Below are 14,656 nucleotides of genomic sequence, written 5' to 3' on the forward strand. Positions count from 1 at the left end.
GGGAGCTGCCGGAGCAGCTCCCCTTTCCTATGCCTTTTCGCGCAAATCACTTCGCGCCGAATATTCACTTGAAGAAACTCTTCAGCGTATCCTTGAACGTCTTCTGCTCGGGATTGACGCTTTCGCCGCAGAGGTCGCCGAATGCCTTCAGTGCGTCCTTCTGCTTGCTCGTAAGCTTCTGCGGCGTCAAGACCTTGACGCGCACATGCTGATCGCCGCGCCCCGTACCTCTTAGATGCGGGATGCCCTTGCCGCGCATGCGGAGAACCGTGCCCGATTGGATGCCCGCGGGAATCTTCAGCTCCGCCTTGCCGTCGATGGTCGGCACCTCGATCGTGTCGCCGAGCGCCGCCTGCACAAAGGAGATCGGCACCTCGCTGATGACGTCCGCGCCGCTCCTCTTGAACAGCTTGTGATGCTTCACATAGATATAGACGTAGAGATCGCCGTTCGGACCGCCGCGCTGCCCCGCTTCGCCGCCGCCCGAGATGCGCACGCGCTGCCCCTCGTCGATGCCCGCAGGGATCTTGACCTCGATCTTGCGGCTGACGCGCGTGTGTCCTGTACCGCCGCACTTCTTGCACGGATTCTTGACGACCTGCCCCGTGCCGCCGCAGCGGCTGCACGGACGTGAGGTCATGAAGTTGCCGAGCGGCGTGCGCTGCGCCTTCTGCACTTGCCCCGTGCCGTGGCAGTCGGGACACGTCTCGGGCTTCGTGCCCTCGGCTGCGCCCGTGCCGTGACACGCATCACAATTCTCCGTGCGCGGAACCGTCAGTTCGACCTCCTTGCCGAATGCCGCTTCTTCAAAGGTGATCTCCAAGTCATAGCGCAGGTCGTTGCCCGGCTCAGGGCCTTTCGGCCCACGACGACGACCGCCGCCGAAGAAGGCGTCCATGATGTCGTCCATGCCGAAGCCGCCCATGCCGCCGCCAAAGCCGCCGAAGCCGCCGCCGAAACCGCCGAAGCCCCCTGCGCCTCCTGCACCGCCACCCGCACCGTCAAACGCCGCGTGGCCAAACTGATCGTACGTCGATTTCTTCTGCGGATCGGAGAGGACTTGATAAGCCTCGTTGACCTCCTTGAACTTCTCGGCAGCTTCCTTCGGATTGTCGCGGTTCAAATCGGGATGGTACTTGCGCGCCATCTTCTTGAACGCCTTCTTGATGTCCGCATCCGAAGCGCCTTTGGAGAGGCCGAGCACCTCATAGTAATCGCGTTTCTCGCTCACAATAAACACCTCACAGCGCCCAGTGCGCCTGTCCTTTATCGTCAAAAGAGTGCGGAGCATGAACTCCACGCTCCACACTCTCCGTCACTTCTTGCGCTTATTTCTTGTCGTCCTTGACTTCCGTGTACTCGGCATCGACGACGTTGTCGTCCTCGCTCTTCGCACCTGCATCCGTTGCACCTGCACCGGGAGCTGCGCCCGCGCCTGCTGCAGCCTCGGGGCCGCCCGCCTGCTGGTACGCCGCCGCGCTCATCTCATAGAGCGGCTTTTCCAGCTCTTCCGTCGCCTTCTTGATGGCGTCCGTGTCCGTGCCCTTCAGAGCTTCCTTGACCTTGTCGGCCGCCGCCTGCACTTCGTCCGCCTTCGCCTTGTCGACCTTGTCGCCGAGATCCTTGATCGCCTTCTCCGCCTGATAGACAGCCGAATCGGCACGGTTTCTGACCTCCACGGTCTCCTTCTGCTTCTTGTCCTCGGCCTCATGCGCCTGAGCTTCCTTGACCATGCGGTCGATGTCATCCTTGCTCATGCCGCTGTCGGACTGAATCGTGATCTTCTGCTCCTTGCCCGTGCCGAGATCCTTCGCGGAGACATGCACGATGCCGTTCGCGTCGATGTCGAAGGCAACCTCGATGCGGGGAACGCCGCGCGGTGCCGGCGGGATATCGGAAAGCTCGAAGCGGCCGAGCGTCTTGTTGCCCGCTGCCATCTCACGCTCGCCCTGCAGGACATGGATGTCAACCGACGGCTGATTGTCCGCTGCCGTCGAGAAGACCTGGCTCTTGCGGACAGGAATCGTCGTGTTGCGCTCGATGAGCTTCGTCGAAACGCCGCCCAAGGTCTCAATACCCAGAGAAAGCGGCGTGACGTCGAGGAGCAGCATGTCTTTGACCTCGCCGACAATGATGCCGGCCTGAATCGCCGCACCGATGGAAACGCACTCGTCCGGGTTCACGCTGCGATCCGGCTCCTTGCCGAAGTAGCCCTTGATGGCTTCCTGCACGGCAGGGATGCGCGACGAACCGCCGACGAGAAGAACCTTGTCGATGTCCGATGCCGAAAGACCCGCATCCGACATCGCCTGACGCGTCGGACCCATCGTGCGCTCGACGAGATCGTGCGTAAGCTCATCAAACTTGGCACGCGTGAGCTTCAAGTCAAGATGCTTCGGCCCCGTGGCGTCCGCCGTGATGAACGGCAGATTGATCGGCGTCTCCATCATGCTCGAAAGCTCGATCTTCGCCTTTTCTGCCGCTTCCAGAAGGCGCTGTGCGCTCATCTTGTCAGCGGAGAGGTCGATGCCGTTCTCCTTCTTGAACTCCTCGACCATCCAGTTCATGACGGCGTGGTCGAAGTCGTCGCCGCCCAAGTGCGTGTCGCCGCTCGTCGCCTTGACCTCGACCATACCCTCGCTGAGTTCGAGGATCGAGACATCGAACGTACCGCCGCCCAAGTCAAAGACGAGAACCGTATGCTCGCCGCCCTTGTCGACGCCGTACGCCAGCGACGCCGCCGTCGGCTCGTTGACGATGCGCAGGACGTCGAGGCCCGCGATCTTGCCCGCGTCCTTCGTCGCCTGGCGCTGGCTGTCGTTGAAGTACGCCGGCACCGTGATGACCGCCTGCGTCACCGTCTCGCCAAGATAGGCCTCCGCGTCCGCCTTGAGCTTCTGCAGAACCATCGCCGAAATCTCAGGCGGCGTGTAGTCCTTGCCGTCAATCGAAACCTTGTAGTCTTTTTCGCCCATGTGACGCTTGATCGACGCGATCGTGCGGTCAGGGTTCGATACCGCCTGACGCTTGGCGAGCTGACCAACGAGACGCTCGCCCGTCTTCGTGAAGCCAACGACAGACGGCGTCAGCCGGCTGCCCTCCGGGTTCGTAATGACGACGGGTTTGCCGCCCTCCATGACGGAGACGACAGAGTTCGTGGTACCTAAATCGATGCCGATTGCTTTTGCCATGATGAATTCCTCCTACATGTTTATATCTATAAAAAGAGTTTCCTCTATTTGACTTATTGACTCATTGACTTAATTTGAAACGACCTGCACCATGCTCGGGCGTATGACGCGCCCCTTTGCCATGTAGCCCTTCTGCAGTTCCTGCTCGATCGTATCGTCCTCCTTCTCGGGATCCTGCACGCGCATGACCGCCTGATGGAAGTTCGGGTCGAACTTCTTGTCCTTCGTATCAATGACTTCCAAGCCGTTCTTCGCGAGCGCTTCCTGCATCTGCTTGTAGATCATGGAAACGCCTGCGCGGAAGCTGTCGAGGTCAGAACCTTCGGCGGAAAGTGCACGCTCGAAGTTGTCGAGGAGCGGCAGCATATCCGTGAGAATGCCTTGCGTGACGACGGCGGTAAGCTCTTCGCGCTCCTTCGCCGAACGACGACGGAAGTTGTCGAAGTCCGCGCGCAGTCGCAGCATCTGTGCGTCCTTTTCTGCCAGATCGGCTTCAAGCTTTTCCGCACGCTTCACAGGATCGTCCGCGCCATTTTCTGCCTCCTCGGTACCTTCACGGCTTCCTTCGGAGGTCTCCGCGCGGACATCATCCGCTGCATCTTCCGCAGCGTCTGCGGCCTCCACCTCGTCGATCTCGCGCTTCATCTCCTCGAGCTTTTCCTCGTCCTTCTTCTTCAACTCATCCTTCATGAATGATGGCATTCCCTTCACCTCGTATTTCATGCTATGCCGCTACCAGCGGAAAGGCTGCACGAGCGCAGCGATATGGCGGTTCAGATATCCCAAGAGCGCCATCGCCTTGCCGTACTCCATGCGCGTCGGCCCTAAGACGGCGATCGTGCCCAAGCACTCGCCATCCAAGTGGTACGTCGCGCGAATGATGCTGCAATCCTCGATGCCGCTGTACTCATTTTCACGGCCGATCGTGACGACGAGCCCCTCCTGCGATTTCTTCTGCAGAACGTCTTTGACGAATTTCTCTTCTTCGAGCAGTGAGAGGAGCGCACGCACGCGCGTCACATCGCGAAACTCCGGCTGCGCAAGCATTTCTGTCGTGCCGCCGAGATAGAGCCGCTGCTCCTTGCGCTCCTCGTCGAGAGCTTCGTAGATCAGTTCCATTGCCGCCTGATAAAGCGACTCGTCCATGACCTCGGCGCGTATGCGCTTCAAAGCGGCCGTGCCGATGGAGGAAAGCTTCTCGCCCGACAGACATCGGTTGATGACCTCAGCCATGCGTTGGAAATCCTCGAAGCTCGCGCCCTTCGGCATCTTGACGACGCGGTTCTCCACGAAGCCCGCGTCCGTCATCAAGACGGCGATGACGCGCCCTTCGCCCAGCGGCACGAACTGCAACGTGCGAAAAGCCGCTTCATCCAGCTGCGGCGCAAGGACGAGCGCGAGATTCTTCGTCAGTCGCGAAATGATCTTCGCCGTCTCCTGAAAGACGCTCTCGACGCGCTTGACGCGCTTTCGATACCAGTGGTCGATCAACGCCCTCTCGCGCTCGTCAATCGGCGCGGGCGAGAGCAGATCGTCCACATAGAGGCGATACCCTTTCGACGAAGGGATGCGCCCAGAGGACGTGTGCAAATGCTCCAAGTATCCCATATCCTCAAGATCCGCCATCTCGTTGCGTATCGTCGCCGAACTGACGCCGAAATCATGACGCCGCGCCACAGTGCGCGAGCCGACAGGCTCCGCCGACGAGATGTAGTCATCGACTACCGCCTGCAGGATGCGCCGCTTCCTTTCATCAAGCATTGTCACACCCCCTCTGATAAGGTCTACTATGAAAGTCCAAGAAGTCAAGCCCGAAGGGCGCAGACTGATTGGGTGACTTTCATTAAGGGCGACGCACTTTTGTCCACAAATTGGACGTTTGTGCGTGCAGCTCGCGCTGTTAGCACTCAATCGCCTTGAGTGCTAACCCATGACTAGAATATACACGATAAAAGTCAAAAAGTCAACATCTTTTTTGTCTTTCGCAAAAAAGTTTTACCATGAAACCCCTAGAGGTCAAGCCCAAAGGGCGCAGACCGATTGGCTAGGTTTCTGTAAGGCGTGAGGACATATGTACAGCGTGCCTCGCTGATGGTGCCATTGCAGGAAACGGACGCAAAAACAATCATGCCGTTTTGCGCGACGGCTGAACATATGTCCTGGAAGTTTACTATGAAAGTCCAAGAAGTCAAGCCCAAAGGGCGCTGACTGATTGGGTAACTTTCATTAAGGGCGGCGCACAATGTCCACAAAGTGGACGTTTGTGCGTGTAATTTGCGCTTCTTTCTCTTGCAGAAGTTTGCGATTCGATCTATAATGATTGTACCAAGGTGGGAAATCCCACAAAGTGAAACGGAGGTCATGTCCATGTCAACTGCAGTACAAGGTCGATATCATGCCCATTTAGATGCAAAAAAACGCTTGACACTGCGCGGTGCAAAATATGAATATTATGAAGTCCGAGAATATGACAACGGCGTCATCCTGCTTGAGCCGCGCGAATTGGTATTGCCGGACAATATATCGAAGAGAACCTTGCAAATGATGGATGAGTCCATTCGCAATCTCGATGCAGGAAATGTTTCTGCACCGATTGATATATCGGGAGTCTGAGCATGGCATTTTCCATTCGCATGGGCGTCCCTGAAATGCTTGCTCTTTGGAATCGTCTGTACCAAGCCAAGATTGACGGCAACATTTCCAAAACGGATGCCAATCTCTACAAAAAATGGAGCAAAGCCTTAAATATCCTTTCCTGCAATCCGTTTTATCCCAGTCTTAACACGCACGAAATCCCTGACCTGAGCAGGCGATACGGACGAAAGGTTTGGCAATCTTACTTGGAGAATCGAAGCAGCCGTGCCATGCGCATGTATTGGGTATATGGTCCAGAGCAAAAGGATATCACCATCATCGGCTTGGAACCGCATCCAGAAGACAAGAAGAACGGCGCCTACGATAAGGTTGCGCTATCCAATCTGAAACCGCTCAAATAAATCCAGCAAAAAAGGGGCTGTCGCACAAAATGTGCGACAGCCTTCGTTTTCATACCGCGATATCAATATTGTTGCCGACCGCAGGGTCGAGGCTTTCCAACATCTCGCCCACAGCTTCTTCCGTCGTATCCATCGCCATTTTCATGACGGAGATGCCGAACTGCTGCGAGAAGCGTGCCTGGCTCATATCGACCGACATCGCCGCTATGCTCATATCCATCGAAATCGCTCCTTTCTTCCCCCATTTATCGTACATATAAGCGGAAAGCTTAACGTTTGCCGGCAAAGCCACTTGCGGCGGCTACGCTTCATCTCTCTCCAACAAGAATGCTTCAAAGACGCGGTTGCCAAACTTCATGCCCTGCTCTGTCAGACGTATGCTCACCGCCGTTTCTTCAACAAGCCCCGCCGCCTGCAAGCGCGCGATCACTTCGCCATAGACCTCGTGCACATCCGAGGCGAAAGTGCCGCGAAAGCGCTTCTTGTCAATGCCGTCCGCCGTGCGAAGCGCGAGGAAGGCGAATTCTTCGATATGACTTTCTCGCGAGCAAGGCTCTTCTTCCCTTGCAAGCGACAGGCCTCCTTCGCCTTCGATGCACGCGATGTAGCGGCAAAGATCCTGCTCGTTCTCCGTGCGCTGTCCGTGCCAATACGAATGCGCCGCTGCGCCGAGACCGATGTAGGACACGTCCTGCCAATAGGCGAGGTTGTGGCGGCTCTCTTCGCCCGCCCTCGCATAGTTCGAGATTTCGTAGCGGCGATAACCCAAGCGTGGCAGTTCTGCCGTGATATAGTCGTACATATCGCCGCACTTGTCATCCGTCGGCAGATGAAGCCGCCCCGCCTCTTCCATGCGGGCGAACGGCGTGCCGTCCTCGACGGCAAGCCCGTAGACGGAAATGTGACCAATGCCGAGCGCAGCGGCTCGCGCCACACTGTCCTTGAGATCAGAAAGCGTCTGCCCGGGCAGACCGTACATGAGGTCAAGGCTCACGCGAAAGCCTGCCTTCTGCGCCATGCGCACGGCATCCTCCGCCTCCCGTGCCGTATGAATGCGCCCGATAGCAGCGAGCAGCGCATCAGAAAACGACTGCACACCGAAGCTCAGACGATTGACGCCTGCTTCGCGCAATCGCTCGAGAAGCTTTGCGTCGACCGTGCCGGGATTCGCCTCGACCGTGAACTCCTCCGCGCCCGTCAGATGAAAACTCTCGCGCACGGAGCAGATGACAGCGAGAAGGTCGTCTGCCGCAAGCGCCGTCGGCGTGCCGCCGCCGATGTAGACGGTGCGCACTGCTCCTTCCTGCAGACAGCGACAGCCCTGCGCCGCAATCTCGCGACACAGGGCTTCTCGGTAGCGGCTCATCCATCGCTCTTCTCCTGCATAAGAAGGGAAGTCGCAATAAAAGCACTTGCGGCGGCAGAAGGGAATATGGACATACACGCCGAAATCGCCCATTCTGCCGCCTCTTTTCCTTTCAACTTCTCGCTTTCCCCTTCGCTCGGCAATTCCTACAATAAAAGGAAGCCCAGGACCTCGCGGGAATCAGTCGATCTTCAATATCGCCATGAAGGCTTCCTGCGGCACTTCGACGCTGCCGACCGCCTTCATGCGCTTCTTTCCTTCCTTCTGCTTTTCGAGAAGCTTGCGCTTTCTCGATATGTCACCGCCGTAGCACTTGGCGAGCACGTCTTTTCGCATGGCACGCACGTTCTCTCGCGCGATGATCTTATTGCCGACAGCCGCCTGGATCGGAATCTCGAACATCTGCTGCGGAATGATCTCCTTGAGCTTCTGCGCGAGCTGACGGCCGCGCGTCGCGGCGCGGTCGGCGTGGACGATGGTCGACAATGCATCGACGGGATCGCCGTTCAAGAGGATGTCGAGTTTCACGAGGCGCGACTGGCGATAGTCGGCAAGCTCGTAGTCGAGGGAGGCATAGCCGCGCGTCGTCGATTTCAAGCGGTCGAAGTAGTCGTAGATGATCTCGCTCAAAGGAATGTGGTAGATGATCATGACGCGGTTCGTATCGAGGTAGTCCATGCTCTCGAACGTGCCGCGCTTTTCCTGCGAGACTTCCATGACGGGGCCGACATAATCTTTCGGCACGATGACCGTCGCCTTGACGAATGGCTCCTCGATGAAATCGATCTCCGTCGGCGGCGGAAGCTTCGACGGATTGTCGACCTTGAGCATCGTCCCGTTCGTCTTGTGGACGTGGTAGATGACGGAGGGCGCCGTCGTGATGAGCTTCATGCCGTATTCGCGCTCCAGCCGCTCCTGGATGACGTCCATGTGCAGAAGTCCCAAGAAGCCGCAGCGATAGCCGAAGCCAAGCGCGATCGATGTCTCTGGCTCGAAGATCAGCGCCGCATCATTGAGCTGCAGCTTTTCGAGCGCATCCTTCAAATTGTCGTAGTCGGCGCTGTCCACAGGATAAAGTCCGCAGTAGACCATCGGCGTCACGCCGCGATATCCGGGCAGCGGTTCAGGCGCAGGATTTTTCGCGCTCGTCACGGTATCGCCGACAAGCACGTCGCGCACGTTCTTCAAACTTCCCGCGACGAAGCCGACTTCTCCCGCCGTAAGCTCGCCGAGTTCTGCAGGCGCGGGACGGAAACAGCCGACGTCGGTCACCTCGAATGTCTTGCCCGTCGCCATCATCTTCAGCTCCATACCCTTCTTGATATGGCCTTCCATCAGGCGCACATGCGCGATCGCGCCCTTGTACGAGTCAAAGTACGAGTCGAAAATCAAAGCGCGAAGCGGCGCATTGTCCTCGCCCTTCGGCGGCGGGATTCGCTCGACGATGGCGTCCAAGATCTCCTCGATGCCTACGCCCGTCTTCGCCGAAGTCAGGATCGCCTCGGACGCATCGAGGCCGATTGCCTCCTCGATCTCCTCTTTGACGCGCTCGGGATCGGCGCTCGGCAAGTCGATCTTGTTGATGACAGGGATGATTTCGAGATCGTGCTCCAGCGCCATGTAGACGTTCGCGAGCGTCTGCGCTTCGACGCCCTGCGCCGCATCGACGACGAGAAGCGCTCCCTCGCAGGCTGCAAGGCTTCTCGACACCTCGTATGTGAAATCGACGTGACCCGGCGTGTCGATGAGATTGAGTTCATAGACCTCGCCGTCCTTGCCGCGATAGTGCAGGCGCACGGTCTGCGCCTTGATCGTAATGCCGCGCTCGCGCTCAAGCTCCATGTTGTCGAGCACCTGCGCCTCCATCTCGCGCTCGGTCAAAGTGCCCGTGCTTTCAATGAGGCGGTCGGCAAGCGTCGACTTGCCATGGTCGATGTGCGCGATAATCGAGAAATTGCGGATGTATTTGTTCTGCATCAAAAATTCCTTTCCTTGTCCATCGACTCGTTGACTTTCCTACGGGGCGAGCCGCTCCCCATGACAAAGATGCCCGGCGTGATGCCCGCACCTCACTCCTCATCGCGTTGGAGACGCCGCTCGGCGTTCGGCTCCAAGCTCGCGCGATAGAGCCACGCGAGGTTTTTCGCCGTGTAGGTACGCAGGCGCAGGAATCCCGTATATTCCTTGCTGCCCTGCTGAATGCCGTGAAACGTCAGATCCGTCTCCTCCAGATCCTGCCAACCCGCTTGCGGCGTCCAAGTCTTGCCATCCTTCGTGCTTACCGTGCCCATCGGCACGTTCAAGGCGCGCTTGAGGAACTGCACCTCCAACGTATTTCCCTTGGCATCCTTTTTCGTGACCCACTCCCAATAAAAGAGCAGTTCCCCTTTGAGCCGCATCGTCGAGGTGTCCGCCATGGCGCTCTCCTCGCCTCCGTCCGACCGCTTTTCTTTCCAAAGCTCATACCAGCGATCCGAACTCGTCAGACGCTCCAGTTCGCCCATGCCGAAAACGCTGTCGACGATTGCCGCATAAAAGGTTTCATCATACTGCTGCGAGTTCATTTCCTTTTCCGAGCCGGGCGTGCGTTTCGACCAAAGGATGTTTCCCTGCGCATCGTAAAAGTCCTCTTCCAGATAGCGGAAAGTGCGATTCTGCGGACTGACCTCGACGAGTGCGAGGCTGTAGGAAAGCGTAGCCGGATCGGGCAGGATATCCTTGATGCCGTAGTTCGCAATCGTCTCCTTTGCGCCTTCATAGCTGAAGCTCGTCTTTATCCAGCCGTGGATGACCGTCGGCATCGCACGCTCCAGGCCTGCGACATTGAGACTCTTGACGACCGTGACTTCGTTCGGCGCAAAATACTTGCTGTACTTCGCATCCGATGCCAACCAATACCATTCTTCCGACGCATCGGGCGCAGCAAGAGCGCGGCACGGCACGACGGCAAAAAGAAGCACGGCAACGACCGCGCAACAGAACTTCTCCCATGCGTTTTTCAAGGCGGCTCCCCCTTTTCTCTTTAACAAACGTACAAATCTCTCCCCCATATTGTACGAAAAATCCGCATGTCTGGCAAGAGGTGAAAGGAGCGGCTGCAACGATCAGCCGAGCGGCACGACCTCGCGCTCCCTCTTCGTGAAGCGCAGTGTCGTCTCGTAGCCGAAGCGCCGTGCGTAGGCGACAGCCTCGTCATTGTACGCGCCCGCATCCTCGGGCTTGTGCGCGTCCGAGGTCGTGATGACAGGGAGCTTGTGCGCCGCCGCGAGGCGCATGAAATCCTCGTAAGGCGAGATCTCCGCAATCGGGTAGCGGTAGAGCGTACCCGTGTTGATGTCGACCGCCATCTGCGCCTTTTCCATCGCGCACACGGCGCGTTCCAAGAACGGCGTGACATCGAAGTCGGGGAAGTAGCGGAAGAGGCGGATGTTGAACGGATGCCCGAGCACATCGTAGAGCTTTGAGGCGCAGAGCTTCTCGATCTCCTGCGTGTACCATTCGTAGATGTCAAAGAGCGCGATGCGATCCCACTCCGCCTTTATCTCGGACGAGTCGTAGGCCCAGCCGCGAATGAAGTGAACGGAGCCGATCACATAGTCAAAATCGCAGCTGCCGAGGATTTTGGCAACAGCCGTCTGATCCTGGAAGTTGCAGACCTCGATGCCCGTCTTGACCGCGTGCTTTTCCTTGAGTTTTGCCATGAAGGCGAAGTATTCTTCGAGCGTATACTTGAACTTGTTCTTCTTCAGCCACTTCTGCTGAAAACTGCCGACGAAGGAGTCGTCCAAGATAAGATCATCGTAATAGAGCGATTCAAACTCCGGAAACGTGTGACTGTGCTCGGAAAAGCCGATCTCCGCCACGCCGCGCGCCGCCGCCGCCCGAAAGAATCCTTCCACCCACGCTTCATCGTAAGAGCCGTATTCCAAATGCATATGATAGTCGAGCTTCATGATCTTCTCCCCTACATCTTTCCTTCATCGAGCAGCCGGCGCAGGATGCGCAGCACGCCGTGCTGCGTGTTGGGCGGCGCGATATGCTTCGCCGCCGCCTTCGCCTTCGGGTGCGCATTCTCCATCGCGTAACTCTCGCCTACCGCGCCGAGCATCTCGACGTCGTTCAGATAGTCGCCGAAGGCAAGGCACTCTTCGGGGCGAATGCCCAGAAGCTGCTGCACGCGGCGCACGGCGGCGCCCTTGTTCACATCTTTTTGCATGATGTCCACCCAATAGTTCGAGGAGACGACGACCTTCAGCTCCTCGGACAAGTCCTGCAGCGAAGGATAGATCGTGCGCTCAGCATCCGCCTCCACGGGATCGCATATAGAAAACTTGATCGCCGCATCATGCACGTCAGAAAAATCTTCGACCATATTGTATTCCGTATAATATTTTTCCATCTCGGCGAAAAAATCCTCGTTGCGCTCCGTCACATAGGCGTACTCCTTGCCGCACCAGACGGTATAGGCGCCCTTGACGGCAGCGGCGCGGCGCACGATTTCCCTGCACAGGGAGGGCGCGATCGTCGTAGAGAAAAGCTCCTCGCCGCGCCGCACGACGTAGGCGCCGTTTTCCGCGCAAAAGATGAGATCAGTCGCCCACGGTCGGAAGTGACGCAGAAGCGCCGCATACTGCCTGCCGCTCGCAGGCGCAAAGATCATGCCGTGCGCCTTGAGTTCGGCGAGGATCGCGCCGAGTCCTTCAGGCAGATTTCCCTGCCCATCGAGAAGCGTGCCGTCCATATCGCAAAATACCAGCTTGATCATAAAAGCCGCCTTTCTTCAACTCCCATCGCTGCAGGCTGCACGCACCAACATCCGCCGTTTGAACATCTAGCGCCGCCTCACGCAAAAGGGCGGCGGCACGCTTCCCGGCGCACCGTCGCCCCTGCCTATCTAATTATACTATCCCTTGCGCCCGTGGTAAAGACACCAAGGCTCTTCCGCCATATAATCACCATCGTTGTAGTAGGCAGCACGCGCACGGCAGCCGCCGCAGGCACGCTTATAGTCGCAAGTGCCGCAGCCGCCCGAATATTCGAGCGTGCGCAGCTTGTTCAGCACCTCGCTGCTCTTCCAGATTTCGTCGAATGGCGTCTTTCGCACGTCGCCAAGCTCCATGTTGAGATAGGCGCACGGCTGCACCTTGCCGCGCGGGCTGATGATGCAATAGCTGAGTCCAGCGAGGCAGCCTCGCCGAAAGCGCGTCTTGATGCCCATCTGCCCCGCGATGCGCAAAAACTGCGGCGCGCACGTCGGCTTCAATTCGATATCCACTTCCTCCGACTTTTTCATGATGCGCGTCAGGACGCTCTCGTACGCCTCGGCACGAAGCGACTCCTCCTCGATCGTCTCGGCGCGTCCCGTCGGCACGAGGAAGAAGAAGTGGTGCGCCACAGCGCCGAGTTCCACGGCGAAGTCCGTAATCGCCTCCAATTCCTTCTCGTTCCAGTCCATGACCGTCGTATGAATCTGAAACGGCAGCCCTGCCGCGCGGCAATTCTTCATGCCCTCGACAGCACCCGCCCAGCCGCCCGGATAGCTGCGGAACGTATCGTGCTTCGCGGGCGACATCGAGTCGAGCGAGATGCCCATGCCCATCGCGCCCGCCGCCTTCAAGTCGCGTGCCATCTCAGGCGTGATCAGCGTGCCGTTTGTGCCGAAGACCGAACGCAGGCCAAGCTTCGTCGCATGTTCTACAAGTTCCAGAATGTCAGGGCGCGTCAGAGGCTCGCCGCCCGAAAAAATCATGATCTTGAAGCCCGCGCGCGCGATCTCATCGAGGAGCTTCTTCGCCTCCGCCGTCGAAAGCTCCTCCTCCGCCTTGCAGCCCGCATCGCGGTAGCAGTGCTTGCAGTACATGTTGCAGGCGTTCGTCGTGTTCCATGAGATGATCATATCGCCGCCTCCTCGCCCACGAGTCCGATCTCCTCGTCCGTCAGATAGCACGAAGGATCGCTTGCCCAGAAATCACCCGTACGCGCTTCGGCGCGCGTGCGGAAGTTGCCGTTGCAGCACGAAAGGTAGCAGCACGAGGAACATCGACCCGTGAGGAGCGGCTTTCGATCCTTGAGTCCCGCCATGATGGCGTTTGACGTGTCCTGCCAGATCTCGCCGAACTTCCTCTCGCGCACGTTGCCGAAGGTATGGTGCTGCGTGAACTGATCGGGATGGACGTAGCCTAAGGGATCGACCTCGCCGAAAGCGATGCCCGAGCGGTTGCCGCCGTTCATCGAAATGTGCTTCCACACATGCTCGGCCGCCGCCTCGCCCTTTTCCCTGAGCGTCTTCAAGTAGATGTAAACGCCGTCGCAGTGGTTGTCAACCGTCAGGATTTCCTTTTCCAGACCGCGCTCCTCAAAATCGCGCGTGCGGCGGATGATCGTATCCATGGCACTGCGCGACTCCTGTGCCGTCACATCCTCTTCCATCATCGCGTTGCCGCGCCCCGAGTAGACGAGATGATAGAAGCACACGCGGTTGATGCCCTCCTCCTCGATGAAATCGAAGATCTTGTCGAGCTCCATGATGTTGTGATGGTTGATCGTGAAGCGAAGCCCCACGCGCTGCCCGACCGCCGTGCAGTTCTCTATGCCGCGCATGGCAGCCTCGTAGGCGCCCTCCTTGCCGCGGAACTTGTCGTTCACATCCTTGAGACCGTCGAGCGAGATGCCGACGTAGCCCACGCCGATGTCCTTGATGCGCTGCGCCGTCGCGCGGTCAATGAGCGTGCCGTTCGTCGAGAGCGTCGGGCGCACGCCCTTTGCCGCCGCATGCTCGGCAAGCTCGAAGAAGTCGGGACGAAGGAGCGGTTCGCCGCCCGAAAAGAGCAGCACGGGCACGCGAAAGTCGGCGAGATCGTCGATGAAGCGCCGCGCCTCCTCCGTCGTCAGCTCGTTCTGATACTTCTTGGCGTCCGAATTCATGTAGCAATGGCGACACTTGAGGTTGCACGTCTTCGTCGAATTCCAGACGACGACGGGTCCCATTCCTTCGGCTGCACCGTTTTTCATGCGATGCGCATTCTTCGTATAGCGCAGCGAGTCGCCGAAATACTCGCGCGCAAAAAGAAGCTTCGTTACACTGATCATGAAATAAAAATCCT

At 58.2% G+C, this 14,656-nt stretch carries 14 protein-coding genes; 2 read left to right on the forward strand and 12 right to left on the reverse strand.

Translation table 11 applies throughout. From position 1 onward, the window contains the following. Window positions 1-64: 64 nt before the first annotated feature. From dnaJ to hrcA, 4 genes are all read right to left on the reverse strand, one after another. Window positions 65-1,231: a molecular chaperone DnaJ gene (gene dnaJ, locus SELSP_RS08880; protein WP_037367510.1), complete on the reverse strand. Its 1,167-nt coding sequence runs from the start codon at window positions 1,229-1,231 to the stop codon at window positions 65-67. A gap of 97 nt (window positions 1,232-1,328) precedes the next feature. After that, window positions 1,329-3,191: a molecular chaperone DnaK gene (dnaK, locus tag SELSP_RS08885; protein WP_006191198.1), complete on the reverse strand. Its 1,863-nt coding sequence runs from the start codon at window positions 3,189-3,191 to the stop codon at window positions 1,329-1,331. Between the two features lie 69 nt (window positions 3,192-3,260). Then, window positions 3,261-3,893: a nucleotide exchange factor GrpE gene (grpE, locus tag SELSP_RS08890; RefSeq protein ID WP_013740954.1), complete on the reverse strand. Its 633-nt coding sequence runs from the start codon at window positions 3,891-3,893 to the stop codon at window positions 3,261-3,263. Window positions 3,894-3,923: 30 nt separating this feature from the next. Continuing rightward, window positions 3,924-4,952: a heat-inducible transcriptional repressor HrcA gene (gene hrcA, locus SELSP_RS08895; RefSeq protein WP_006191196.1), complete on the reverse strand. Its 1,029-nt coding sequence runs from the start codon at window positions 4,950-4,952 to the stop codon at window positions 3,924-3,926. 606 nt (window positions 4,953-5,558) lie between these two features. On the opposite strand from hrcA, the gene SELSP_RS08900 reads away from it, so the two are divergent. After that, window positions 5,559-5,804, forward strand: coding sequence for a hypothetical protein (locus SELSP_RS08900; RefSeq protein WP_013740955.1), 246 nt, complete (start codon window positions 5,559-5,561; stop codon window positions 5,802-5,804). A gap of 2 nt (window positions 5,805-5,806) precedes the next feature. Continuing rightward, complete coding sequence (locus SELSP_RS08905; RefSeq protein ID WP_006191193.1) at window positions 5,807-6,187, forward strand: hypothetical protein; 381 nt, start codon at window positions 5,807-5,809, stop codon at window positions 6,185-6,187. A 49-nt stretch (window positions 6,188-6,236) separates the two neighbouring features. On the opposite strand, the gene SELSP_RS08910 is transcribed toward SELSP_RS08905, so the two are convergent. From SELSP_RS08910 to nirJ1, 8 genes are all read right to left on the reverse strand, one after another. Then, on the reverse strand, window positions 6,237-6,407 hold the full coding sequence (locus SELSP_RS08910) for a YjfB family protein (protein WP_009647227.1): 171 nt from the start codon (window positions 6,405-6,407) through the stop codon (window positions 6,237-6,239). 81 nt (window positions 6,408-6,488) lie between these two features. Next, window positions 6,489-7,646, reverse strand: coding sequence for a radical SAM family heme chaperone HemW (hemW, locus tag SELSP_RS08915; protein WP_013740956.1), 1,158 nt, complete (start codon window positions 7,644-7,646; stop codon window positions 6,489-6,491). A gap of 87 nt (window positions 7,647-7,733) precedes the next feature. Continuing rightward, window positions 7,734-9,530 (reverse strand): translation elongation factor 4, encoded by a 1,797-nt coding sequence (lepA, locus tag SELSP_RS08920; protein WP_006191189.1) that lies wholly within the window; start codon window positions 9,528-9,530, stop codon window positions 7,734-7,736. A 92-nt stretch (window positions 9,531-9,622) separates the two neighbouring features. Continuing rightward, on the reverse strand, window positions 9,623-10,555 hold the full coding sequence (locus tag SELSP_RS08925) for a hypothetical protein (protein WP_013740957.1): 933 nt from the start codon (window positions 10,553-10,555) through the stop codon (window positions 9,623-9,625). Window positions 10,556-10,657: 102 nt separating this feature from the next. Next, the gene (locus SELSP_RS08930) at window positions 10,658-11,506 is read right to left on the reverse strand and encodes a histidinol-phosphatase (protein ID WP_006191186.1); all 849 of its coding nucleotides are present in this window, start codon (window positions 11,504-11,506) and stop codon (window positions 10,658-10,660) included. 11 nt (window positions 11,507-11,517) lie between these two features. Beyond that, entirely contained in the window at window positions 11,518-12,318 is an 801-nt protein-coding gene (locus SELSP_RS08935) for an HAD family hydrolase (RefSeq protein ID WP_006191183.1), read from the reverse strand. 138 nt (window positions 12,319-12,456) lie between these two features. Further along, window positions 12,457-13,449: a putative heme d1 biosynthesis radical SAM protein NirJ2 gene (gene nirJ2 / locus SELSP_RS08940; protein ID WP_006191181.1), complete on the reverse strand. Its 993-nt coding sequence runs from the start codon at window positions 13,447-13,449 to the stop codon at window positions 12,457-12,459. Further along, the gene (gene nirJ1 / locus SELSP_RS08945) at window positions 13,446-14,642 is read right to left on the reverse strand and encodes a putative heme d1 biosynthesis radical SAM protein NirJ1 (RefSeq protein WP_006191179.1); all 1,197 of its coding nucleotides are present in this window, start codon (window positions 14,640-14,642) and stop codon (window positions 13,446-13,448) included. Before nirJ1 ends, nirJ2 begins: the two co-directional genes overlap by 4 nt. Between the last annotated feature and the right edge of the window lie 14 nt (window positions 14,643-14,656).

The sequence above is a fragment of the Selenomonas sputigena ATCC 35185 genome (assembly GCF_000208405.1).
Lineage (GTDB): Bacteria > Bacillota > Negativicutes > Selenomonadales > Selenomonadaceae > Selenomonas > Selenomonas sputigena.

What these genes read in the sequence shown, in the direction of transcription:
- SELSP_RS08900 (WP_013740955.1), top strand. Translation starts at nt 5,559, where the DNA reads ATGTCAACTGCAGTACAAGGTCGATATCATGCCCATTTAGATGCAAAA.
- dnaK (WP_006191198.1), bottom strand. Translation starts at nt 3,191, where the DNA reads ATGGCAAAAGCAATCGGCATCGATTTAGGTACCACGAACTCTGTCGTC.
- SELSP_RS08935 (WP_006191183.1), bottom strand. Translation starts at nt 12,318, where the DNA reads ATGATCAAGCTGGTATTTTGCGATATGGACGGCACGCTTCTCGATGGG.
- nirJ2 (WP_006191181.1), bottom strand. Translation starts at nt 13,449, where the DNA reads ATGATCATCTCATGGAACACGACGAACGCCTGCAACATGTACTGCAAG.
- grpE (WP_013740954.1), bottom strand. Translation starts at nt 3,893, where the DNA reads ATGCCATCATTCATGAAGGATGAGTTGAAGAAGAAGGACGAGGAAAAG.
- SELSP_RS08910 (WP_009647227.1), bottom strand. Translation starts at nt 6,407, where the DNA reads ATGGATATGAGCATAGCGGCGATGTCGGTCGATATGAGCCAGGCACGC.
- SELSP_RS08905 (WP_006191193.1), top strand. Translation starts at nt 5,807, where the DNA reads ATGGCATTTTCCATTCGCATGGGCGTCCCTGAAATGCTTGCTCTTTGG.
- lepA (WP_006191189.1), bottom strand. Translation starts at nt 9,530, where the DNA reads ATGCAGAACAAATACATCCGCAATTTCTCGATTATCGCGCACATCGAC.
- hemW (WP_013740956.1), bottom strand. Translation starts at nt 7,646, where the DNA reads ATGGGCGATTTCGGCGTGTATGTCCATATTCCCTTCTGCCGCCGCAAG.
- hrcA (WP_006191196.1), bottom strand. Translation starts at nt 4,952, where the DNA reads ATGCTTGATGAAAGGAAGCGGCGCATCCTGCAGGCGGTAGTCGATGAC.
- SELSP_RS08930 (WP_006191186.1), bottom strand. Translation starts at nt 11,506, where the DNA reads ATGAAGCTCGACTATCATATGCATTTGGAATACGGCTCTTACGATGAA.
- nirJ1 (WP_006191179.1), bottom strand. Translation starts at nt 14,642, where the DNA reads ATGATCAGTGTAACGAAGCTTCTTTTTGCGCGCGAGTATTTCGGCGAC.